The sequence below is a fragment of the Dorea sp. BIOML-A1 genome, from assembly GCF_009875615.1.
Taxonomy (GTDB): Bacteria; Bacillota; Clostridia; order Lachnospirales; family Lachnospiraceae; genus Dorea_A; species Dorea_A amylophila.
This window is the reverse complement of the sequence record NZ_WWSA01000022.1, coordinates 26,162-49,844: the sequence shown is the minus strand read 5'-3', so window position 1 is coordinate 49,844 and position 23,683 is coordinate 26,162. Positions and strand designations below refer to the sequence as shown.

Here is a 23,683-nt window from a genome sequence, read left to right as displayed (position 1 = left end):
TTACTCTTTCTGAACATGAAAATACCCCCATATAGGACTTTTATATTTCATTGTCCTATATGAGGGTAGCATATCATTCTGGCATGGCACCATTCTGGTGCGGCAGAATAGACGGGGAGTTTTTTTATCTTAAGCATTATCCGGAAAGATTTCTTTCCACTCACCGGGACGCAGTGATTCATCAAGTACAATATTTCCGATGGAAATGCGTTTCAATTCAATCACGCAGCAGTGGACCGATTTCATCATGCGCCGGATCTGACGTTTCTTCCCTTCGGAAATGGTAATTATTCCATAGGTAACAGGGTGTTCAGGACGGTTTTTGTGGATATCTTTCTGAATCTCCACCGGTAATGTGGAAAGAATATCGGACATTACCGCATGTCCTGTTACGGTAATTTCAGCCGGGACGGTCGGGGTATCGGCGCCTTTCAGAATGACACCTGTTTCCAGCTTGTGTACCAGTTCCGGTGTCAGATTGCCGAGAAGGGTGAATTCATAAGTTTTCTCTTTGTGATAGGAAGGATGAGTGAGCTTCTGATTGAAGATACCGTCATCCGTGATCAGGAGAAGTCCGGTCGTCTCACGGTCAAGGCGTCCGACCGGAGAAAGCCTGTCATTATGTAATTCTTCAAAATAGTCCATAACCGTCGGATAGCGGTCATCGCGTCTGGCAGTGACACAGCCGAAAGGTTTGTGAAACATGTAGTAGTGAGGCATTGTTGTGACTCCTTTATTGGTTCTTTTCAGAGTTGTTCCGGGGAAAATCTCTGTGTAAAGCATACCACAGAAAAAGGAATAAATGATTGCTTATTGACAAAATTTATTAATTATGATATTTTCTTTTAGATGATAAATGACCGATGGGGGAGTAACAGGCGTATAACGCAACAAGTCAACATACTGATCGATGGATCTGGCTTGTTTTAATTTGTGAGACTCATGTGTAGCTGTAATATCTATGCGTGGACTCTCTCTATCCTATAAAGAAAGTATAGACCAGGTATGGCAGGCAGCTGCTGTATCTGGTTTTTTTGTTGTCATGCGTTTGAACTTAATTTTGGAGGAAATGATAATGGAGTGGAATTTTTTATTCTTTATGAACAGTGTCTTACTTGGAGTGGGACTGGCAATGGATGCATTTTCTGTCTCGCTGGCAAATGGAATGAATGAAAAAAATATGAAGAAATCAAGAATGGCTTATATTGCGGGAGTATATGCATTCTTTCAGTTCCTGATGCCTATGATAGGATGGATATGTGTGCATACGATCGTACAGGTTTTTGGACAGTTTCAGAAGTTCATTCCGTGGATCGCATTGATTTTGCTTTTGTATATCGGAGGAAGCATGATCAAAGAATCTGTGCAGAGTGAAGAGGAAAAGGAAGAAGTGAAAAGATTAAGTTTTGCCGTGCTTATGATGCAGGGGATTGCAACATCGATTGATGCGTTGTCGGTAGGATTTACCACTGCCGGGTATGGTTTGGTTATGGCTGTAGTCTGTTCACTGATCGTGGCAGTGGTAACGTTTGTGATATGTGAGACAGGGTTGTGCCTCGGTAAGACTCTGGGAACAAAGCTGTCAGGAAAGGCAGATGTTCTGGGCGGCGTAATCTTGATAGGAATCGGAATTGTGTCATGGGGACGGGGAATGTGACTTTTTTTCTGTCTCCGGTGGCAGGCTGCGTAAATACGCTGTGTAAAATAATTTTGACACGAAAATTGATGCGAAAAACGGTCATGTAAAGGAAGTTTGATAGACATTGGACACGCAATGTGGAAAGATGTTCTCGAAAGGAGAAATACAGATATGGAAATTGGAAAAAAACTAAAAGACGCTCGTATGAAATCCGGATTTACCCAGGAAGCAGTTGCAGAAAAGATCAATATGTCCAGACAGACTATTTCAAACTGGGAAAATGAAAAATCCTATCCGGATATTATAAGCGTCATTGAGTTGAGCAGCCTTTATTCCATAAGTCTTGATGATTTATTGAAAGGGGACGAAAGAATGATGGAACATCTGGAAGAAAGCACAAATGTAGTCAAAAGCAATCAAAAATTGATAGGAGCGATCATACTTAATATTATCACGGTCATTCTGTTAATTACCTTAAGTATGTTCCTGCCGGATAAGAACTATTATCTGATTATGGTATTTTGTCTGGCTATTGTGAGCTCAGCAGTATTGCTTTATCAGATTATCAGACGTATTTAAGGGAGAAATTATAATGGACAAAAATATTGTATTGGCTGTGATATTTGGTGCGGCCGCAGTTGTCGGAGCTATGGAAACGGTATATCAGATCTATCGGTTAACGGTGATGGATGCAGCCGCCCGTGGATTAAAACATCCAAAATTATGGGGACTGCTTGCTGCGAACGGGAATAATTCGAGTGGGTTGTTACTATATCTAATAGGTCGAAGGAACTATCCGGTGAATTCTATAGACAGCAGACAGTTAGTGGTTATGGAGAAAAGGAAAAAGGCAGCCGGTATCGGGTTAGTGTTTGTGGCTGTCGGAGCGATTGGATTGCTGGTGTGTTTGGGAAGAGTTGGTTTATAAGGCTTATATAAGGGAAACTCCGAAAGTACAAAAGAAAAATGCAGACATACATCAAAATGCCCTTGCATAGATTGTAAAAAACAATTTATGCAGGGGTTATTTTTATGAAAGATTACATTGAGGAGAGGGCAGTAGAAATTGCATATTATATCATCGAACATAAAGCCACTGTGCGTCAGACTGCAAAGGAATTTGGGGTTAGTAAGAGTACGATACATATAGTAGTAATAAAATAGAACGTTATACAAATATAATATATTCAATCAAATAAGATATAGAAGGAAGCAAGTTTGAAGAAATATTTGGGTGGAAATATTTGTTTGGGCTTGCTTTTAGTGTTTTTATATGAAGTTAGATAGCAGATTGAAAAGGAAATAGATAGGTGTTATATTTTAGATAATGAAAATGGAATTATTGATTAGGATAATTGATTTACATTAAAAATATACCAGAAGAAAATAAAAAGGAAGATATATTGAAAGGATTGGGGGACCATTTAATTGAGAAAATGTGAGAATATTTATGAAGAAATATGTGCTCTCGAACCAGTTGTTGATTCCTTGCCTTGTGTACATAATAATATGACAATGCAGGGAAGAAGAAAAGTTTTTTATATAAGTGATATTCATTGTGATATGAAAATGAAAAAGGGATTTAAGGATTTTTCTGATAAGGAATATATAAATCATGTTATTAAAAAGATGAACGGAGATGATCCATTTGGGGATAATCCATTGATTATAGTGGGAGATATTGATTGTTGTACAGAAAATGTGGATTATTTTTTTTCACAGCTTAGAATGCGCAGAGATGGTATTATAATTTTTGTATTGGGAAATCATGAGATATGGGCTTATGACATGGCGGTTTCTGATTTAGATGAAATAATTAAAAGGTATCGAGTTATTTGTAAAAAACATGATGTGATAATGCTACAAAATGAATTGGCATTCTTTTATGATGATAGAACAGGAAATGGAGAATTACTTTCGTTCAGTCATCATCATGTAATTTCGGAAAATGAATTATCAGAGTTAGCAATTGATGAAATACAAGTGTATGCAGAAAAAGCAAAAATGATTGTATTTGGAGGACTAGGTTTTTCCGGAAAGTGTAAAACTTTAACATCAGAAGGTAGTATATATAATGCTGATATAGGATTATATAGAGATGCTGTTCCTACGCTTGCGGAAGATATTATACAAGCAGAAAAAAGTGAAAAAGCATATTTAAAAGTATTAGAAGCATTATCTAATTATAATGTTATTATTGCAACCCATTGTCCGCTGGATAATTGGAGTGAAAGGGGCTATAATTCTAATTTCATCTATCTTAGTGGGCATACACACCATAATATATTTCATATGTCCTCAGATAAAACAGTTTTCGCAGACAATCAGGTTGGATATTCTAGTGATGATTACGATTTGAGATACTTTTTAATTAACGGTACATATGATAGCTTTATAAATTATTCTGATGGTATTTATAAGATTACATATGAACAATATATTGATTTTAATATTGGGAAAAATGTTAGATTAAAAAAGAAAAATGATGGAAAGCAAATTGTATTATTAAAAAAGGGCTTTGCACATATGTTTGTATATTATAATCATAGTAATAAACTGATGCTATTAAATGGAGGTAGTCCAAAACAGCTTTATCATGAATTGAATTATTATTACAAAAATCTCGATAAATATGTGTCTAATATAAAAACAATAATGAATTCTTACATGGATAAATTGTTGAATATCTCTAAAGTAATTAAATCAATTGGTGGAGATGGTAGTATTCATGGCTGCATTGTCGATATTGATTATTATAATCATATATATATTAATCCGGTGGATGGAAAAATTACCCCATATTTTGCGTATGATATGGAACAAAAATATGTATATAAAGATTTATATACACTTCTTGCAGAAAAGAAGCCTTCTTTACTTTCAGGATATGTTGAATGGCAAAAAATCGATTCAAATAATGAAATAGTTGTTCGAAACACAGAATTAACAGATTTAGCTGTTTTAGTGACGGATAAAAAAATATATAGTGCTTCGAAAATTATAAAATCAATTCAATATCTTTTATTTCAAGATGTTGTTAGAGAGTGGAACGATAAAATATTGCGTATAAGTAATAGAGAAGAGACTATTGGAGAAATGGAAAGACTAGAAATTGATAATAGCATTTATCAGTCAATTCTGCAAAGTAATTAATATATAAGAAATTCTACATGAATAATAAAGAGCAAGATCCATCCGGGTAATACCGTATCGTAATAATTGAAAATAATATTTAGAAATTAGGAATATTATATTGGCTACATTGAAAATGTAAGCAGGTAAAAATTGAATATTTTTTACAGAGCATCTGGCAGAAGCCGGGTGCTTTTTTGAATATTTTGAAAGAAAATATCATGTAAATGGTGCGGAAATCTTTGATGGAAGCTAATTAGATGAAGATGAAATTGAATCAAGAGGATAAAAATAGAATATTCATCAAGAATAAACTTGTTAAACACAGGTGAATCTTGCTCTTGTATAAAAATTCAGATTAAAAAGAAGAAAGAAATAACAAAGAGCGAGATTCACTAGGGATTTATAGTACCTTAACTGGTTCTCTGCTTATCTTTAAGATTATGCGGAATTTTGGGATGCACAGTAATGAAATTATGAAAAAATTAAAAAAATTCTGATGAGGGGGCTGTATTTTATGCCCTCTCCCTTTGTATATATAGAGGGATAAATTTTTGTGGATATAAAATTCAAAAATATATTTCCTCAAATATTGAGAAGGTGAGGAAGAAACAAATGAAATATTTGTACATGAATGAGCAGGAGCGGCAGAAGCAGTATTATTAATTTCCAAAATTCTTGCTGGAATTACAGCTAAGTCAGAATGCAAGAATTATTTATATGCTGTTGTATGACCGGGCGAGAATATCACGAAAGAATAATTGGACAGATGAGGATGGAAGAGTATATGCAATATTTCCAATTGAAGAACTATCACAGAAAACCGGGAAGTGCAAATCTTCTGTTAAAAAGGCTTTGAAAGAACTAGATGATGCAGGACTGCTAATTCGGAAATTTGGTGGATTTTCAAAACCAAGACATATGTATGTAATGATACCAGACAAAGTAGAGGTTTCTGGAAAGGTACAATTACAGACAGATATAAAGAAAGCCGATAGAGAGTTAAAAAATGAGCTTTCATATGGTCAGAATGATAACTCTACGAAGGATATAAATACGGCATCTAATAAAGTAATAGAGAAAAATAACTCAAGTAATAAGTATGGAGTAAGTAGTTACAGTATAAAGAATCAAAAGATGAATTATGAGTGTGGGGAGGGAGAAAGCCTGTGATGTATGAGATACAAACATATTTAGGCGCAGATGGATTGATGCATTGTACTGTTTGTAAAGAACCCGTAGAAGCATTTTATCCAAAAGGTTCTTTGCTTGAAATGAGAAAGCATCACAGGCAGTGTGCGTGTGAAAGGAAGGCATATGCAGAAGAGGCACAATATTATAAAGAAAAAGAGCATCGGGAGCTAATCGCAAGAAATAAGAAAATCTGCTTTGAGGAAAAAGAAATGGAGGGATTTACATTTCAAAATGTAGAAAGAGATAGTGGCGTTATAAGAATCGCAGAAGAATATGTAACAAACTGGCAAAAAATGAAGCAAAACCATATGGGATATTTGTTCTGGGGACCAGTTGGAACAGGAAAAAGTTATCTGGCTGCTTGTATTGCGAATGCATTGCTGGAAAAAGAAGTTACCGTGAAAATGACAAATTTCAACACCATATTAAATGATTTGTTTGCAGCTGAAGACAAGACAGAATATATCAGATTATTGAATGGATATGAGCTTTTAATTATTGATGATCTTGGTGTAGAACGGAGCAGTGAGTATGCATTAGAAAATATTTTCGGTGTGATTGATTGGAGATATCGATCGGGGAAACCTTTGATTATCACAACAAATCTTCCTTTAGCACAATTAAAACAAGAGACAAAAATTGAGAAGAAAAGAATTTATGACAGAATTCTGGAAAGATGTATTCCGGTAAAAATTGATGGAGTCAGCAGACGAGAAGCCATGGCAAATGACAATATGCAGACTATGAAAAACATTCTGAAAATCTAGGACTATTTCAGGAGGAATTTTCATAGTAATGGACAAAGAGTGAGCAGGGAGGAGGTGGAAACTTCACCGTGGCGAAAAGAAAACTGAACTATCGATTTCATAATCCAAATCCGGTGGAAGTAACCGCCGATTACATATTGAAAGTGATGATAGAAGCGAATACTGAGAAGGTGGAGAAGATATTGCGGGAGAATATGGTGCAGATGGAAGTAAATGAATGTGAACTGGGATAAAGCGGATAGATGAGGAATGGATTGAAAGTCATTAATATGAAGTCTAAGGTGTATAATTTTGCCGAAAATTGCCGAAATGTAAATTATAATATAAAATATGAGATTTCATCTCATAAAACTATTGCTAAAATAAAAAAACGGAATATAATAAGGATATAGGCAAGAAGTTTGGACTAATGGAGGTAAATAAGATGTTATGCCAATTTACAGTGAAAAATTTTAAGAGTATACGGGATGAGGTAACATTTGACATGCAGGCTGCCGCCATTTCTGAGCATGAAGACAGAATTATAAAAGATAAAGATGAGGAATTATATTTACCGGTATCTGCTGTATACGGACCAAATGGTGGAGGCAAATCTAATGTTCTTGAAGCGTTACACAGTCTGGTTACGAAGGTGTTGAGACCATTATATGCTACAAGTAATAACGAAGAGATTGCAATAAAAATGAAAAAGCTTGTGATAGAGCCGTTTGCTTTTGATGAAGAAACAAGAAATGAGCCAACAGAATTTGAACTGTTTTTTAGAACGGCAATGGCAGAGTATCGCTATGAATTAACCGTAAAAAAAGAAGTAATCGAATACGAAAGGTTGGATCGTATAAAATTAGAAACAGGGCGGAAATCAGCACTTTTTGAACGAGATGAAGATGAAATTAATTTGAAAGGTGCATTTGCAAGATTGAAAACCAGTGATGAATTATCCGATACATTGCCGTTGTTATCGTATCTTGGAATTACTTACAGCAAAAATGAAGTGGTACAGGATGTGCTTGACTGGTTTGATGAAGAGATTGATTTCCTGAATTATGGAAATCCTATGCAGGAATTACGAATGGCTGTTTCTAAGTCAGAGGATGTAAAAAGACTGATGCTTCAGATGATTCAGGAGATGGATTTGGATATTGTAGATTTCCGTGTAGAAGAAAAGGAGAATGACCGGATCGAAGTATTTACAAAACACGTAGTAGATGAATATGAAGCAGAATTGAATTTATTTGATGAATCCAGTGGAACAAAGAAATTATTTGGATTGCTCCCATTTATTGCAAAAAGTTTATTGAGAGGAACGACACTTGTGATTGATGAATTGGATGCAAAGATACATCCGGTATTACTTAAATACCTTATTATGACTTTCAGTAATATGGAAAAAAATAAAAAGGGTGCACAGTTGATTTTTACATCACATGATCTGTCTACTATGAACAGTGAAGTATTCAGAAGAGATGAAATCTGGTTTGTAGCAAAAGGAAACCGTCAGAACTCAAAATTATATTCTCTTGTAGAATTTAAAAATAAGAAAGGTGAATCTGTACGAAAGGATGCCAAGTTCGATAAACAGTATCTGGAAGGGAAATATGGTGCAGATCCATACCTCAGAAAGATTATAGATTGGGGGACGGTGAATGGCTAAAAGAGGCAGAAAAGAGAAAGACAACTGGAAGAAGAAACGTCGGCAGGAATATCTGGAGAAGAAAGAATTCCGCTACTACATTTTCTGCGAGGGACAAGCAACGGAACCTAAATATTTTCAAGGATTCAAACGGTATATTGAAGATAATCCCATTTATCGAGATATGGTTTTGATTGAAATTGAAGGCTGCCAGGCTGAGACGATGCGGGTAATCGGAAAGGCTGAAGAGTATGTGCGTGAGAATAAGATTACGAAAGGGCAGATATGGTGTGTCTATGATAAAGACAGTTTCCCATCCAGTGATGTCAATGGAGTAGTCCAGCGGGCAGAAGTATTAAATCAAAAGAATCCGGATATTCAGTATCATGCGGCGTGGAGTAACGAGTGTATCGAATTCTGGTTCATGTTACATTTTGCATATTATACGGCAAATAATCACAGATCTGAGTATAAAAAGTTTTTGAATGAGAAATTTCAGGAACTGGGAATTGGGAAGTATGAGAAGAATATGGATGACATATTTGAGACGCTGATGAATGGTGGAAATCCGAAGTTGGCAATTCGATATGCAAGACGGATTATTAACAATGGAAAAGGGAAAACACCTGCGGAGATAGCACCAGGAACGAAGGTGTATGAGTTGGTGGAGGAACTGGCGAAGTATTTGCCGGGGAAACAGAAGAAATGTTTTGACTAGAGAGGAAGAGTGTGAATGAAAGATTTAAGTAGAAATGTAAAATTATATTGTGATGTATGCGGTAATGATCAATTTTCAATAATAAATGATATTGACTGTGAATTAAAGGAGGCTCCAGATGAAACAAAGATGCAATGTTCGGATTGTGGAAAGATTTTCACGAAAGCTGAGTTGATTGAATTAAATCAAGAAGTAATAGAGGCTAATATAGAGGATATAAAAAAAGAGGCTGTTAAGGAATTTGAAAAAGAATTATCGAAAGTACTAAAGAAATGGAGATAGTCTTAGATGAACGAGGAAATTGTGAATTGTTTTAATATTGTAATAGAAGTTGTAAAAGGCGTAGCATTGTACGTTATGCCGATAGCGGCTTTTATTGTCTCACTTATTGCATTGAAACGTTCTAATGATACGATGAAGGTACAAGTTCAGTTATCAGAAGTGGAAGAAAAATTAAAGGAATATGAATTGGCATTAAAGAAACGTGAATTAGAAAAGATTCAAGCAGAAGAAAATAAGGAGAAAAAAGCTAATATAGAAGCAAGAGTTATTAAGATTTCAAAAGGAAGTTATAGATTGAAAGTGTGGAATTCAGGTAATGAAACAGCATATAATGTTGAGGTTTCTATTCCTAAAGAATATAGTGTCATTATTATGAAAGACAAGATGCCATTTGAATATCTTGAACCAGGAAATAGCTTTGAAGAATGTGTTGTAATACATATGCAATCAGCTCCTAAGTTTAAGGTGATTTCGAAATGGGAAGATGAAATGGGAAATGAATTTTTGAACGAGCAATTGCGTAGTTGTTGAAAATATGAATAGGGAATACAGAAGGAGAAAACAGTGAAATTAAAGAATGTGATAGATAAGATCGAAAAATCAAAAAATCTGATAGAACTAATTATAATGTTTATAACTGCAATATGTACGGTCATTGGTGTATATTTGGGGTTTGCACAAATTAATTCAACTCTCAAAGAACAACGATTTTCTAATAGGTTAGAATTGGCAGATGATTTGATGAGTGAATATATGACTTTATCAAGTCATGGAAGTAAAGCAGTATTCTATTTAGTTGCCGATGCTAATGGTGAAGCTGATGAACTTATAAAAATAGATAGTAATTATCCTAATTATATGCAAATGCATTCGGAAGAGTTAGAGAACATTAAAGGGAAGATTGCGGCGTATGGTTCTACTGAACTTGTAAATCTATTTTTTGATTCCTATAATAGTATTCAAATGAAACTTGAAAATGGTAAAGGAGATTTAGAATCGTATAAATATTATTTCTATTCAATGCCTTTGTTAGCATCGTGTATTAGATATGATTTGACAGGAGAAAAAGTAAATCCTTCAATTTTTTATAATTCTTCTATGCGCGAACTGAAAACATTGGAGGCAGCAAGCGGAATGGAAGATTTTCATGAGAAAATGATTTCTACAAATGATGAATTAGTGGAAAAGTATGGCTTGCCCAAGAAATTTATTTGGAAAGAATAATAAAGTATGTGTTGAAGAAAGTAGAACACTTATTAATGAAAGGGGTGATCTACTTCCTTTTTTTGTTTACAAATTCTTTTTTGGATATATAATAAAAGATGTAACAGAACGATACAGCTATAACAGAGAGGTGATACTATGAACATTGCAGCCTATTGTCGAGTCTCCACCGACAAAGCCGATCAGCTCAACAGTCTGGAAGCCCAAAAGGAATTTTTCTCAGAATACACAAAACGCACAGGGGACACTTTAGTAAGAGTATATGCAGATGAAGGCATTTCCGGAACTAAAATTAAAAATCGTAAAGAATTTCTTCGCATGATGGCTGATGCAGAGCAGGGATTATTTGATATGGTTGTTGTAAAAGACATCTCTCGTTTTGCAAGAAATACTGTAGATCTTTTACAAAATGTCCGTAAGCTAAAATCATTGGGAATCGAAACGCAGTTCTTAACCGCAAATATGACCAGCATGGGAAACAGCGAATTTGTACTTACCATCTTTGGAGCTCTAGCACAGGAAGAAAGTGCCAATACTTCCAAGCGTGTAAAATTTGGAAAGAAGATGAACGCAGAAAAAGGACGAGTTCCGAATATTGTATATGGATACGACAAAACAATCGGAGATTATTTTAATCTTGCAATCAATAAAGAAGAATCTAAAGTTGTACAGCAGATTTACAAGTGGTACACAGAAGAAGGTTACGGTGCTGCTAAGATTGCCAATATGCTAAATGAAAAAGGTTATAAGACAAAACGAAATTGCAAATGGAGTCAGAATGCAACTTGCCGTATTTTGACAAATGAAATATATACTGGAAAAATTATCAATGGCAAGCAAGAAGTCAGTGATTTCCTAACAGGTCAGAGAAGAGATAAGGACGAGACAGAATGGATGGTAGTGGAGCGGCCGGAACTTCGAATCATAGAAGATGAGACATTTGAAAAAGCACAGGAGATTTTAAGAGGCAGACATGATGCATTTAATCTTAGTCACGAACGGCAGAGTAATAAGCATCTGTTTTCGACATTGATCAAATGTAAAGAATGTGGCTGGTCCTTCCGTAGAACGGTTCGTACTTATAAGAACACGTATGTACGGTGGGTATGCTCGGGGCGAAATGGCCGGGGCGTAGATAGCTGCCCCAATAAAACGGTTGTGGATGAGGAAGAACTCATTGAAGTTCTGCAGGAATATTTTACAAATGTATTGAAACAAAAGAAAAAAGTGATTGCTCATGTGGTAAATGAGTTTCAGCGTGTATATAAAGCTAAAGATGAAAATGTAGAGTACGAAAAAGAATTAAATGCAGAACTTGCTAAATTGCAAAAGACCAGACAAAAATATATGGATATGTATACGGATGATTTGATTTCTCGTGAAGAGTTGAATGAGAAGATTGGTGGTTCTCGCCAGGAAATGGAACGAATAGAAAATGAACTCAAGATGGTATCTTATCATTTAACCAAAGGGGAACAGTTAGAGAATATTTTAAATAATACATTTAAAGAAATTGAAGACATTACTGATGTACACCAGATGACCAATCAGCAGTTAAAGCGATTGATTCAGAAGATAGAAGTAGATAAGGATGGAAATGTAGATATTTATTTACGCTTGCTTGGAGATCTTGGGTTAGATGAGTCTGTATTAATTGAAGAAAATGAAACCGTTCTAAATTGTGACGACCAAACATAAAGACTGCACCGACCGCCTGGAGCAGATCAACCCGACCCTGGCGCAGAGCGTCCGCAAAGTTCTTGACGTGAACAAACAGGAACGCCACATCCGCGGCGGACTTGCCACCCGGGAGAAATATCTTCATCAGCATCGGCACGCAGGATAAAGAGAGTAACAGAACAAAAAGCTCTTATAATTTCGGACAGCAACGAGTCGATTTCATGGGATAAAAGATAACAACAGAACAAAAAACTCCGCACAGATATTCTGGAGAAGCATCATATATAGACGATTCATTCGAATATCCTTGCGGAGTTTTTATACAACTAATTATTTCCAAGAATTATGATGTCTCGAATTGTAAAAACACAGCCTTCATAATCATAAGAACAACATCACCAGTTTAAAGATCCAGTTGGCGGCGACCCCGGCGCAGAGTCCACCGATCGTGTGGCTTAAAATTGCTTTTCCGGTTAGCTTGTTCACTTTAAGTGAAGACATCATAGCCACATGTGTGCTGAGGTATCCGCTCCAGCACATGCACATTGCAGTGAATACGGCTACGTCATTGGCGAGGACGGTTCCGGCTTCTGCCATGTGCGGTACCAGTCCGATTGCGGCACCGGCAGCACCGAGTGCCGTGATCGGAACGGAGATTCCGGATGCATCTGTGAATCCAAAAAGCGGTGATAAGATGAATTCAAGCTTCTTTCCAAGCCATGGAAGGAAAGCGATTCCTTCATAAGCGGCACCGGTGTAAGTTCCGTCTGCAGATGCGCCGTTGGTCAGCATCATGACCAGTGTACAGATGGTGATAACGCCCGGGATGATGGCAAGGCCGACATCCACACCGTTTTTACCACCCTCAAGAAGTGCCTCGATGGCACGTCCGCCGATGCCTCCGTCACGGATCTCGCGGGTATTCATGATGGCATCCATGTCTTCATGTTCTTCGAACTGTATGCAGTATTCTTCGGTTCCATATTCTTTCTTGGTGAAATGAAGCATGATGCGGACACTGATGATACTGCCGATTATAGCGGAAAAGTTACCGACCAGTACAGCAGTTCCGGCGTGTCCACCTTTTAACTTCAGACCGATCATGAATGTACTTACAATCAGTCCCATTCCGAAAGATGTTCCAAGGTTCGTTAAAGCCGGAAGCTGGAATTTCTTGAAATATTTACGGAAATTCTTATCTTCAGCAAGTCCCAGGATTGCCGGATTGTCGGACAGATAAGTAGTGATTACACCGAGTGCTGCGGCACCCGGCAGATTATAAAGTGGCTTCATCAGCGGTGACAGTAATTTATTCACCATCGAAATGACACCGAATTCTGAGAACAGTCCTGAAATGGCTCCGGCAAGAACCGCGATTGCCATAATATAGAAGACTGTCTCAAGAAGCAGCTGGTAGCCGGTGTTCATCAATGTGTTCAGCATATTGACACCGCCCATTTTCATACCCATACCACCGAAAATTCCTAAAAAGATTGCCAGAAAGACGAATCCTTCAAGACTGATGGATTTTTTTGTTCTTTTGTTTCCCATAAAAAACCTCCAATATTTTATACACGTATTTTATCCAAGTTTCCCAGCTTATATAAAACGCATAGTAATAAGATACTATATAATTAAATGGAAGTCAATCGTTGTTTACAAATTGTGCATATAAGATAAAATGATAGTAGATAATAAAAATAAATTATACATAATTATTATGAATTGAAAAAATTTTATTGAAATGCTAATATAAAAATGGATATATTAATAGAAGAGATAAATAAATCGGATGTATGAAATGTTGTTAAAAATTGCAAAAAGTTAAAATTAAGGAAGAGAATGAAGGAGGACAGCAGACTGTGGCAACAGTTGGAGGAAACAGACAGGAAAAGAGAAAAAGGATTATGTCGTATTTCATCAATGCGACAATTGAATTAATGGAAAAAGAAGGAATTGAGAATCTGACGATCAGGAAGGTTGCAGAACAGGCAAAATACAACAGTGCAACGCTGTATCATTATTTCTCTAATCTGGATGAACTGGAATTATTTGCAAGTGTAAAATGTTTGGATGAATATATGCAGGAAACGTTGATACACAAGGCCGAGGGAAAGGATTTTCAGGAGTGGTATCTGGGACAGTGGCGCTGCTTTTGCAGACATTCGTTCCAGAGACCGAGAATCTATAACTTCTTATTCTTCAGTCCGGAAGGGACACAGAACCTGAATGAGGTTTTCCGGAGATATTATGAGATTTATCCAAATGAAAAGGAAGAAAAGACAGAAGATTACGAAGGATTTTTGAAAGAAGGAGATTTCTTCAAACGCAACGAAGATCTGCTAAGAGATGTGATCAGAGAAAGAAATTATGAGATATCTGAGCAGGAGATCAAAGAACTGAATGAAATGAGTGTGCTGATCTATCGGGGAATGCTTGCAATCATGCGAAGTGACAGGGACAAGCCGACGGTAGACGAGGCGGTGGATAAGACAGTCAGATATCTGGCGAAGACACTGGATGCGTATCATCTGGGATAGAGTAAGATATAATCTGGAAGGAGGTATTCCCCGTGAGAATAGTTGTCGTAGAAGACAATGAATTGTATAGAGATGAACTGTTACAATGTCTGGAGCAGGAAGAATCAGATATAGAGATCATAGGAAGTGCAGCCAATGGAGCCAGAGGACTTGCGCTGGTGGAAAAGCTGGTCCGGGAAAAAGCTGGTCCGGACGTGATATTTACAGACATCCGGATGCCGGAGATGGATGGATTCGAGATGATCGAAGCCCTGCAGAAAAGAAAGATATCCTGCAAAATTGTGATTACAAGTTCCTGTCCAGAATTTCTGTATGCAAAACGTGCAATGGAGCTTGGTGCCGTTGACTTTCTAGTCAAACCATTGAAAACTTATGAAGTCCGCAATGTACTAAGAAGATTGAGAAGAGAGCTGGAAAGCGAGAAGAAGTGGAAACACATACTGAAGCTGGATTACATTTTCCCGAATGCGATGGCAGGAAAGCTGAAAGATGACCTGCAGATAAAAGAACTCATAAAAGAAGGTTATGGAATCGCACCGGACGAAAGGATTGGCGTTCTGGGAATCGGCATGGGCTCAAATTATGAGAAATATAAAGAACAGGTGAAGCAGATTCTGAAAGAACTGGAGATTTTTAATCAGAAACAGGATTTCTGTGCGTATGCAATAGAGATGCGTGGACGTCAGAGTTTTGTGGTTCTTTTTTATCATATGGGAAATGAACAGGAGACGTATCGGTATCTGGAACAGACAATTGTTCCGATGATCTGTAATACTGCACGTGGAAGGGTGATATGTACCTGGGCGGTCAGTGATGGATTTGAAAATATGCATGAAGCGGTCAGAGAACTAGATCATGCGGCAGAATGGAATCTGATTCTGAAGAAGGGAACATTAATCTGTAAGGAAAAGATACAGGAAATTAAGCTGCATTCATATAAGTATCCGCTGCACCTTGAAATAGAAGCCAAAGAAGCACTGATGAATAAGGATTTGAAGCGTTTTAAAGAGATATTTTCCAGGTATCAGGCATATTGCAGGGAACTTCCATGTACACCACAGGAGGCAAAGGAAGGATGTACACATATCGCATTGGTCCTGATCCAGATGGCGGCAGAAGCAGGGGCACTACAAGCGCAGAGAAAAGGACAGGCCTTTCTTCAGGGAATATCGAGAGCCAATGGATGGACGGACGTAGAAGAAAAAGCAGATGAATTCTTCGAATATCTGACAAGCAAAGAAGAATGCCACAATAATATAAGTCTTCTGGTGCAAAAGGCACTGGAGAATATCCGGGAGTATTATGATCAGGGAATAACGTTGGAAGAAATTGCAGAAAAACTGCATGTGACAGAGGAGTACTTAAGTACTCAGTTCCGAAAAGAAACAGGACGGACATTTACCGAGACGATCCGAGGGTACAGGCTTGAACACGTAAAAAAACTTTTGACGGTTACAAACTGGAAACTGACGAAGATTGCTGAAATGGTGGGTTATACAGACCCTAAATATATGAGCCGTGTATTCAAAGAAGAGACTGGAATGCTGCCTCTCGAATACCGAAAAAAGAACAGTTAGATTAAAAAACGTTAAAAAAACACAAATTCAGTCAAAAAAAGTCATCCTTTTTTTAATATTTCCCCCTTGTAGAAATACGGGAGAATGTTAAGATATTTCCAATAAGAAAAAAGGAGGGACCAATAATGAGTACGAAAAGTGTTATTTTTTCGAATCCAGATGATGTAATAGATTTTGTAAAGATTGTTGAAAAATATCCTTTTGATATGGATATGAAACGGGGCAGATATATTGTAGATGCAAAGTCCCTGTTAGGTCTTATGAATCTTGGATTTGACCAGAAAATAGAACTGAAAGTATATGAAGAAGAATGCGAAAATCTTTGGAAAGAACTGGATAAATTTGTAGCTGCATAAGTTTACTTCTGCAGTAACTGGATATTGTATGAGAAGAATCCTCAGCGTATAATAAGAATATACGTTGGGGAATTTTTTCGGCATATAAACATTACAGGAGAGGAAAATGGGAAAGAGTAAAAAAGAGAAACAGCAGGCATATTTCTTTGACAATAAAGCTCTGCTGGTGCTGATCCTGCCACTGGTGGTTGAGCAGTTCCTGGCGGTCCTGGTAGGAATGGCAGATTCCATTATGATCGCAAGCGTCGGCGAGGCGGCGGTGTCGGGAGTATCGTTGGTGGATCAGATAATGGTACTTTTGATTAATGCATTTGCCGCACTGGCGACCGGAGGTGCAGTAGTCGCAGGACAGTTTCTGGGACAGGATAGAAAAGAGGAGGCCTGTAAATCGGCAACTCAGATGGTATGGTTTATTACTATATGTGCAATCGGTATTACGGTACTTGTATATTTAGGGAAATCATTTATCCTGCATACGGTATTCGGCAAGATTGATCAGGATGTAATGCATCATGCAGACGTTTATTTGTTGATCGTGGCGGCATCGATTCCATTCATGGCACTGTATAACGGAGGAGCGGCGATCTTCCGTACAATGGGCAATTCGAAGGTAACAATGCAAATATCGATCATCATGAACGTTATTAATATAGGAGGAAATGCGATCTTGATCTATGGTTTTCACCGTGGAACGGAAGGGGTTGCGATTCCGACACTGGTGTCAAGGATGACGGCGGCGATTATTATAATTGTGCTATTGTGTGATGAGAAACGGACGCTTCACATAGAACAGACCTGGCGTTACCGAATTAACTGGGAAATGGTTAAGAAGATTCTAAGTATCGGTGTGCCGAATGGCCTGGAGAATAGCATGTTTCAGCTTGGAAAGATTATCGTGCTCAGCCTGGTATCGACATTCGGAACCTATGCGATTGCGGCAAATGCGGTGTCAAATGCAATCGGATTGTTCCAGATCCTTCCGGGAATGGCAATTACGCTGGCAATCACACCGGTTATTTCCAGATGTGTGGGTGCGGGCGATTATGAACAGGCGAAGTATTATAATAAGAAATTAATGCTCATTACTTATGTCAGTATGACTGCGATGGTATTATTCATATTTTCATTATTGCCGGTTATATTAAAGGCATATAATCTGTCGGATCTTACAGCAAGAACGACGGCAGATATCATACATTTCCACGGAATCGGTGCGATCTTCATCTGGCCGATTGCGTTCAGTTTGCCTGCGACATTCCGTGCGGCGGGAGATGCGAAAGCGTGTATGTATATTTCAAGTATATCCATGTGGATATTCCGGATCGGATTCAGTTACGTGCTTGGGAAATATCTGGGCATGGGTGTATTTGGTGTCTGGGTTGCGATGGTCATTGACTGGGTATTCCGTGCGCTCTGCTTTGTGATCCGTTATTTCAAAGGAAGCTGGAAGAAAAAGGCGATCGTATAAGATAGAAGTCTCTTGTAAAAACAGGTCTTCTATTTTATAATAGAGATTAGCCATATAGAAAACAAATAGGAGGAAGTTCTTGTGAAAAAAGAATTAGTAATTGTCATTGACTTTGGTGGACAGTACAATCAGCTGGTAGCAAGACGTGTCAGAGAATGCAATGTATATTGCGAGATCTACTCATATAAGACAGATATTGAGAAGATCAAAGCTATGAATCCTAAGGGAATCATCCTGACAGGCGGACCAAACAGCTGTTATGAAGCAGATTCCCCGACATATAAAAAAGAATTGTTCGAACTTGGTATCCCGGTTCTTGGATTATGTTACGGTGCACAGCTTATGATGCATGTACTTGGAGGAAAGGTAGAATCCGCTCCGGTACGTGAGTATGGTAAGACAGAAGTGCTGGTAGATAAGAAAGATTCCAAGATTTTCGAAGGTGTATCTGAGAAGACCATCTGCTGGATGAGCCATTTTGACTATATCTCACAGGTTGCACCTGGATTCGAGATCACAGCACACACAGCAGACTGCCCGGTCGCAGCAGCTGAGAATACAGAAGCTGGATTATATGCAATCCAGTATCATCCGGAAGTACTTCACACAGCAGAAGGAACTAAGATGTTATCGAACTTCGTATTAGGTGTCTGCGGATGTGCAGGCGACTGGAAGATGGATGCATTCGTAGAGAATACAATCCGGGAGATCCGCGAAAAAGTCGGCGACGGAAGAGTACTTCTTGCACTGTCAGGCGGAGTAGATTCTTCAGTGGCAGCAGGATTGTTATCCAGAGCTATCGGAAAGCAGTTGACATGTGTATTTGTCGATCATGGTCTTCTCCGTAAAGATGAAGGTGATGAAGTAGAAGGTGTATTCGGACCAAATGGACAGTTCGACCTGAACTTTATCCGTGTAAATGCGCAGCAGAGATATTACGATAAACTAGCCGGAGTAACAGAACCGGAAGCAAAACGTAAGATCATCGGTGAAGAATTCATTCGTATCTTCGAAGAAGAAGCCAAGAAGATTGGTGCTGTAGACTTCCTCGCACAGGGGACCATTTATCCGGACGTTGTAGAAAGCGGACTCGGTGGAGAATCCGGAGTGATTAAATCTCACCACAATGTAGGTGGACTTCCGGAGCATGTAGATTTTAAAGATATCATTGAGCCTCTTCGTGATCTGTTCAAAGACGAAGTACGTAAGGCAGGATTGGAGCTTGGAATTCCGGAGAGACTGGTATTCCGTCAGCCATTCCCTGGACCTGGACTTGGAATCCGTATCATCGGTGAAGTAACAGAAGAAAAAGTTAAGATCGTTCAGGATGCAGATGCCATTTACAGAGAAGAGATTGCAAACGCAGGACTTGACAAGAATATTAACCAGTATTTCGCAGCACTGACAAATATGAGAAGTGTCGGAGTTATGGGGGATGAGAGAACATACGATTATGCTGTTGCTTTAAGAGCAGTAACAACTGTAGATTTCATGACAGCTGAGGCTGCTGAAATTCCTTATGATGTACTGAATAAGGTGATGAGCAGAATTATTAATGAGGTTAAGGGAGTTAACAGAGTATTTTACGATCTGACTTCTAAACCGCCTGGAACGATTGAGTTTGAATAAGCAAAAATGCTTAGTAAACCCAGCGTTTATGCGGGTTTGCAGCATTTTTAAAAGTCTTTTGATAACAAATTGATAACAGTTGCATGAGCGCCATTATTCTTGTAATCCAGTGGTTTTAGGGTTAGAGAATGATTGACAGGTGGTTGTGCAACAAATAAGTCCATATTATTTAGAAAGCCCTTAGCTGTGGGTAAGAACTCATAGCTAAGGGCTTTTTTGTCGTATTTATTTATCTGGTTTGAGTTTGTCTTGGAACATTTCGACCAGAGCATCGCTAAGTTCCTGTGACGGAACTTTCGCCCATGTTTGCGTAGTATCAAACTCCGGGTAGTGGTAACGCCACTCATCGTATTTGTCTTTACTGATTTCTTCAGAAGATAGCTTGTCAGCCTGCTCTTTCCAGGCATACAGCATTTTCAGAAGTTCGTGAGCGTCTTTACCTTTGGAAGTATCGACTTTCAGACAGATTTCTCCGTCTGATTCACTGACAGTCAGACCGTACAAATCTTCAAGGGTAAATAAAGTGTGCATCAGTCCGATATAGCTGTCAATATCAGGCACATCGAGGGCATGAGGGGAAACATCCAGAGCCTGTGCCAGTGCAGCAGTAAGTTCCGCCTTCGGTTTTCTTGTTCCTGTTTCGTATTGTGCTAAACGTACATCGGCACTTCGCTCAGGAAAGCCGACAATCGTACCAAGATATTTTTGTGTCATCCCACGCAGAATGCGGAAAAAATGTATTCTCTCTCCAATCGCCATAACGTGTCCACTCCTTGTATATATTTTACAATGAGTATAGCAGATATGTTTAGGAGAAGTCAAGATAATACAAAACAAAAAAGTTTAATATTTTCCAAAAAGCCACTTGACACAAGCAAATATGCTTAGTATAATAAGCTCAAATTAAGCAAATAAGTTTAATAAAAACAAAAATGACCGTCCGAACAGTATAAACCGCAAAGACCTTGCCAGATAGCAAGCGAGCGCCTGACATATTACGATATATCGAGACAGCACAGTGCCGAACAGGGAATACCTGCTGGAACTGCATTCGGATAGAACGGCGATAAAAAACAAAAGAAAGGACTGATTATTATATGAAAAACAGATTTATTTGTGCCGAAGAAGTGGCACAGGAACTAAGCGTATCAAAGCCGTATGCTTACAAGTTAATCCGTCAGTTGAATGAGGAACTGAAAGCAAAAGGCTTTATTACCATTTCAGGACGGGTAAACCGCCAGTATTTTTATGAAAGACTCTACGGAGCAGGAAAGGGGGATGAATAATGCCGGTATTCAAAAACGAGAGCAATGGAACTTGGTATGTGATGGCGAGATATGTCAACTGGAAAGGCGAGCGTAAGCAGAAATGCAAGCGTGGCTTTGCTACCAAGAAAGAAGCACAGGAATGGGAGCGAATGTTCCAGTTGCAGAACTCCTCTGATATGGATATGAGTTTTGAAGCCTTTACCGAACTGTATATCCGGGATATGAAAAGCCGTCTGAAGGAGAACACATGGCTGACAAAGGAACATATCATCCGCACGAAGATTTTACCGTATTTCGGCAAGCTGAAAATCAGCGAGATTTCCACAAAAGAGGTCATTGCATGGCAGAATGAGATGCTTGCCTATCGGGACGAGAAGAAAAAGCCATACTCACAGACCTATCTGAAAACACTCCATAATCAGTTGTCCGCTATCTTCAATCATGCGGTGCGGTATTATGAGCTGCGTTCCAATCCAGCCGCTAAAGCGGGAAATATGGGAAGTGAGGAACACAAGGAAATGCTGTTCTGGACAAAAGAAGAATATAAGAAATTCTCATTCGAGATGATGGACAAGCCTGTTTCCTTTTACGCTTTTGAAATGCTCTACTGGTGCGGTATCCGTGAAGGAGAATTGCTGGCATTGACTGCCGCTGACTTCGATTTTGAGAAAGAAACGGTCAGAATCAACAAGTCCTATCAGCGATTACACGGAGAAGATGTGATTACCACACCGAAAACAAAGAAAAGTAACCGCATCATCAAAATGCCGAAGTTCCTCTGTGAAGAAATGCAGGAGTATTTGCAGATGCTTTACGGATTGAAGAAGAAAGACCGAATCTTTACGGTCACAAAAAGCTATCTTCATCATGAGATGGACAGAGGTTCGAAAGCCGCAGGAGTAAAGCGAATCCGTATCCATGATTTACGGCACAGCCACATCAGTCTGTTGATTGATATGGGATTTTCGGCGGTGGCGATTGCAGACCGTGTAGGGCATGAAAGCATTGACATCACTTACCAGTACGCTCATCTGTTCCCGTCAAAACAGACGGAAATGGCAGATAGATTAGACGATTTAGGGAAAGGAGAGATTGAAAATGTCAGCTAAGAACAGAGATAACAAAAATCGTTGGAGAAACATTACAGTAGGGTTTCGGGTATCGCCCGAAGAAAATGAACTCATCAACAAGGCAGTCGCCTTATCGGGACTGCCAAAGCAGGAATACTGTTACCGCCGTTGTCTGAATCAGGATGTAGTGGTACAGGGCAATCCGAGAGTATTCAAGGCACTTAAAACGGAACTTGCCACTGTCCTCACAGAATTAAAGCGGATTGAAGCAGGAAACGGTGTGGATGAAGAACTGCTGAATGTCATTGAACTGATCGCTGTTATTCTGGGCGGTCTGAAAGGAGAGGATACGGATGGAAAATAAAAAAGAAAAGACTGCCCCGGATGTATCTGTTGGCGCAGATACGGAGCAGCCGATTTCTAAAAACACTATAAGTAGTATATCCGAGAATGGTGGAAATATCAAGAGTTTTGAGGAATTGCAAAGGGAAATGCAGTTGCAATCAGACCCGTCCTATCTCCAGACTATTTCCATGAATGAACTGTTTGACACACAGTATCGGAGTAAGCAGCCGTTGATTGACGGTCTGCTCTACCCCGGCACTTATATCTTTGCAGGTTCGCCCAAACTGGGAAAGAGCTTTCTGATGGCACAGCTTGCCTACCATGTCAGCACAGGCACACCGCTTTGGAATTATCCCACCCGAAAAGGAACGGTGCTGTATCTGGCACTTGAGGATGATTACCGCCGTTTGCAGGAGCGTCTGTACCGGATGTTTGGAACAGAAAGCACCGATAATCTTTACTTCTCTGTTTCTGCCAGTCAGCTTGGAAATGGACTGGATGAACAGTTTGCAAGATTTGTGGCAGAGCATAGGGACACGAAGCTGATTATCATTGATACGCTTCAGAAAGTGCGTGAGGTTGGCGGCGATAATTACAGTTACGCAAATGACTATCAGATCATGGCAAGACTGAAAAGTTTTGCAGATGCTCATGGGCTTTGTCTGTTGCTCGTACACCATACAAGAAAGCAGAATGCGGATGACAAGTTTGACATGATTTCCGGGACAAGCGGATTGCTTGGGGCGGCAGACGGGGCGTTTCTTCTTCAGAAAGAAAAGCGGACAGGTAATGCCGCAACACTGGAAGTATCAGGCAGAGATCAGCAAGACCAGAAGTTGTATCTGATCCGCAATACAGAAACCTTGTTGTGGGATTTGCAAAAGGCAGAAACGGAATTGTGGAAAGAACCGCCAGAGCCGTTACTGGATGAGATTGCAGAGCTTGTTATGAAGGACAATCCTTATTGGGAAGGTTCGCCAACAGCACTTGTCGCTTTGATAAATATGGACATTCAACCGCACGTTATCACAAGAAAACTGAACGTTCTTGCAGGACGGTTGTATACAGAACATGGGATTCTATTTCGGAGTGAGCGTGTCCATGAGGGACGGAAACTAAGATTTTGGAAAGACAATACAGAGAATGCGTGACAGTACGTGACGG

Annotated in this window: 25 protein-coding genes and 2 pseudogenes; 24 read left to right on the top strand and 3 right to left on the bottom strand. The window is 38.9% G+C overall.

The annotated features are described in order from the left end of the window. Positions 1 to 129: 129 nt before the first annotated feature. Positions 130 to 720, bottom strand: coding sequence for a pseudouridine synthase (locus GT508_RS09720; protein ID WP_226853323.1), 591 nt, complete (start codon positions 718 to 720; stop codon positions 130 to 132). A 355-nt stretch (positions 721 to 1,075) separates the two neighbouring features. Here GT508_RS09720 and GT508_RS09715 point away from each other — a divergent pair, with 355 nt between their 5' ends. From GT508_RS09715 to GT508_RS09650, 15 genes and pseudogenes are all read left to right on the top strand, one after another. After that, on the top strand, positions 1,076 to 1,657 hold the full coding sequence (locus tag GT508_RS09715; protein WP_161144123.1) for a manganese efflux pump MntP: 582 nt from the start codon (positions 1,076 to 1,078) through the stop codon (positions 1,655 to 1,657). Positions 1,658 to 1,810: 153 nt separating this feature from the next. Then, positions 1,811 to 2,218, top strand: a complete 408-nt coding sequence (locus GT508_RS09710) for a helix-turn-helix domain-containing protein (protein ID WP_138376412.1) — start codon at positions 1,811 to 1,813, stop codon at positions 2,216 to 2,218. A gap of 13 nt (positions 2,219 to 2,231) precedes the next feature. Beyond that, complete coding sequence (locus GT508_RS09705) at positions 2,232 to 2,567, top strand: hypothetical protein (RefSeq protein ID WP_138376411.1); 336 nt, start codon at positions 2,232 to 2,234, stop codon at positions 2,565 to 2,567. A gap of 104 nt (positions 2,568 to 2,671) precedes the next feature. Further along, positions 2,672 to 2,785 (top strand): annotated as a pseudogene (locus GT508_RS09700) (sporulation transcriptional regulator SpoIIID); the annotation flags it as partial. Positions 2,786 to 3,067: 282 nt separating this feature from the next. After that, positions 3,068 to 4,792, top strand: coding sequence for a hypothetical protein (locus GT508_RS09695; RefSeq protein WP_161144122.1), 1,725 nt, complete (start codon positions 3,068 to 3,070; stop codon positions 4,790 to 4,792). Positions 4,793 to 5,449: 657 nt separating this feature from the next. After that, positions 5,450 to 5,944 carry a replication initiator protein A gene (locus GT508_RS09690; protein ID WP_262568960.1) on the top strand — a complete coding sequence of 165 codons (495 nt, stop codon included), beginning with the start codon at positions 5,450 to 5,452 and terminating at the stop codon, positions 5,942 to 5,944. Continuing rightward, a complete protein-coding gene (locus GT508_RS09685; RefSeq protein WP_055284188.1) occupies positions 5,944 to 6,732 on the top strand; it encodes an ATP-binding protein in 789 nt (262 codons plus the stop codon). The genes GT508_RS09690 and GT508_RS09685 overlap by 1 nt, the downstream gene beginning before the upstream one ends. 68 nt (positions 6,733 to 6,800) lie before the next feature. Further along, positions 6,801 to 6,965 carry a hypothetical protein gene (locus GT508_RS14455; protein ID WP_172677227.1) on the top strand — a complete coding sequence of 55 codons (165 nt, stop codon included), beginning with the start codon at positions 6,801 to 6,803 and terminating at the stop codon, positions 6,963 to 6,965. Positions 6,966 to 7,156: 191 nt separating this feature from the next. Next, positions 7,157 to 8,383, top strand: a complete 1,227-nt coding sequence (locus tag GT508_RS09680; RefSeq protein WP_055284189.1) for an AAA family ATPase — start codon at positions 7,157 to 7,159, stop codon at positions 8,381 to 8,383. Next, entirely contained in the window at positions 8,376 to 9,080 is a 705-nt protein-coding gene (locus GT508_RS09675) for an RloB family protein (protein ID WP_055284190.1), read from the top strand. Before GT508_RS09680 ends, GT508_RS09675 begins: the two co-directional genes overlap by 8 nt. 15 nt (positions 9,081 to 9,095) lie before the next feature. Next, positions 9,096 to 9,362 carry an ECs_2282 family putative zinc-binding protein gene (locus GT508_RS09670; protein ID WP_055284191.1) on the top strand — a complete coding sequence of 89 codons (267 nt, stop codon included), beginning with the start codon at positions 9,096 to 9,098 and terminating at the stop codon, positions 9,360 to 9,362. 6 nt (positions 9,363 to 9,368) lie between these two features. Next, a complete protein-coding gene (locus GT508_RS09665) occupies positions 9,369 to 9,893 on the top strand; it encodes a hypothetical protein (RefSeq protein WP_055284192.1) in 525 nt (174 codons plus the stop codon). A gap of 33 nt (positions 9,894 to 9,926) precedes the next feature. Next, positions 9,927 to 10,586, top strand: coding sequence for a hypothetical protein (locus tag GT508_RS09660; RefSeq protein ID WP_055284193.1), 660 nt, complete (start codon positions 9,927 to 9,929; stop codon positions 10,584 to 10,586). 138 nt (positions 10,587 to 10,724) lie between these two features. Next, a complete protein-coding gene (locus tag GT508_RS09655) occupies positions 10,725 to 12,284 on the top strand; it encodes a recombinase family protein (protein WP_055284194.1) in 1,560 nt (519 codons plus the stop codon). Then, a pseudogene (locus tag GT508_RS09650) lies at positions 12,271 to 12,432 on the top strand (sporulation transcriptional regulator SpoIIID); the annotation flags it as partial. The gene GT508_RS09655 and the pseudogene GT508_RS09650, both read left to right, overlap by 14 nt. Before the next feature lie 215 nt (positions 12,433 to 12,647). Here the strand turns inward: GT508_RS09650 and GT508_RS09645 are convergent. Then, on the bottom strand, positions 12,648 to 13,817 hold the full coding sequence (locus GT508_RS09645; protein WP_055181723.1) for a CD0519/CD1768 family membrane protein: 1,170 nt from the start codon (positions 13,815 to 13,817) through the stop codon (positions 12,648 to 12,650). Between the two features lie 311 nt (positions 13,818 to 14,128). On the opposite strand from GT508_RS09645, the gene GT508_RS09640 reads away from it, so the two are divergent. The 5 genes from GT508_RS09640 to guaA all read left to right on the top strand — a co-directional run bounded on the left by GT508_RS09640 (position 14,129) and on the right by guaA (position 19,836). After that, complete coding sequence (locus GT508_RS09640; RefSeq protein ID WP_022415452.1) at positions 14,129 to 14,806, top strand: TetR/AcrR family transcriptional regulator; 678 nt, start codon at positions 14,129 to 14,131, stop codon at positions 14,804 to 14,806. A gap of 32 nt (positions 14,807 to 14,838) precedes the next feature. Continuing rightward, on the top strand, positions 14,839 to 16,383 hold the full coding sequence (locus tag GT508_RS14935) for a response regulator transcription factor (protein WP_161144121.1): 1,545 nt from the start codon (positions 14,839 to 14,841) through the stop codon (positions 16,381 to 16,383). Between the two features lie 125 nt (positions 16,384 to 16,508). After that, positions 16,509 to 16,739, top strand: a complete 231-nt coding sequence (locus tag GT508_RS09630) for an HPr family phosphocarrier protein (RefSeq protein WP_161144120.1) — start codon at positions 16,509 to 16,511, stop codon at positions 16,737 to 16,739. A gap of 106 nt (positions 16,740 to 16,845) precedes the next feature. Continuing rightward, positions 16,846 to 18,207 (top strand): MATE family efflux transporter, encoded by a 1,362-nt coding sequence (locus GT508_RS09625; RefSeq protein WP_161144119.1) that lies wholly within the window; start codon positions 16,846 to 16,848, stop codon positions 18,205 to 18,207. 81 nt (positions 18,208 to 18,288) lie between these two features. Continuing rightward, positions 18,289 to 19,836: a glutamine-hydrolyzing GMP synthase gene (gene guaA, locus GT508_RS09620; protein WP_044919655.1), complete on the top strand. Its 1,548-nt coding sequence runs from the start codon at positions 18,289 to 18,291 to the stop codon at positions 19,834 to 19,836. Between the two features lie 225 nt (positions 19,837 to 20,061). Here the strand turns inward: guaA and GT508_RS09615 are convergent, their stop codons facing one another. Beyond that, positions 20,062 to 20,595 (bottom strand): helix-turn-helix domain-containing protein, encoded by a 534-nt coding sequence (locus GT508_RS09615; RefSeq protein WP_064786372.1) that lies wholly within the window; start codon positions 20,593 to 20,595, stop codon positions 20,062 to 20,064. Positions 20,596 to 20,933: 338 nt separating this feature from the next. On the opposite strand from GT508_RS09615, the gene GT508_RS09610 reads away from it, so the two are divergent. Genes GT508_RS09610 through GT508_RS09595 form a run of 4 tightly spaced genes read left to right on the top strand, consistent with a single transcriptional unit; the run spans position 20,934 to position 23,670 of the window. Further along, positions 20,934 to 21,122 (top strand): hypothetical protein, encoded by a 189-nt coding sequence (locus tag GT508_RS09610; protein ID WP_064786371.1) that lies wholly within the window; start codon positions 20,934 to 20,936, stop codon positions 21,120 to 21,122. Continuing rightward, complete coding sequence (locus GT508_RS09605; protein ID WP_129794803.1) at positions 21,122 to 22,213, top strand: site-specific integrase; 1,092 nt, start codon at positions 21,122 to 21,124, stop codon at positions 22,211 to 22,213. Before GT508_RS09610 ends, GT508_RS09605 begins: the two co-directional genes overlap by 1 nt. Further along, positions 22,203 to 22,538 (top strand): plasmid mobilization protein, encoded by a 336-nt coding sequence (locus GT508_RS09600; RefSeq protein WP_129794802.1) that lies wholly within the window; start codon positions 22,203 to 22,205, stop codon positions 22,536 to 22,538. The genes GT508_RS09605 and GT508_RS09600 overlap by 11 nt, the downstream gene beginning before the upstream one ends. Further along, on the top strand, positions 22,528 to 23,670 hold the full coding sequence (locus tag GT508_RS09595; protein ID WP_129794801.1) for a helicase RepA family protein: 1,143 nt from the start codon (positions 22,528 to 22,530) through the stop codon (positions 23,668 to 23,670). Before GT508_RS09600 ends, GT508_RS09595 begins: the two co-directional genes overlap by 11 nt. Positions 23,671 to 23,683 lie beyond the last annotated feature (13 nt).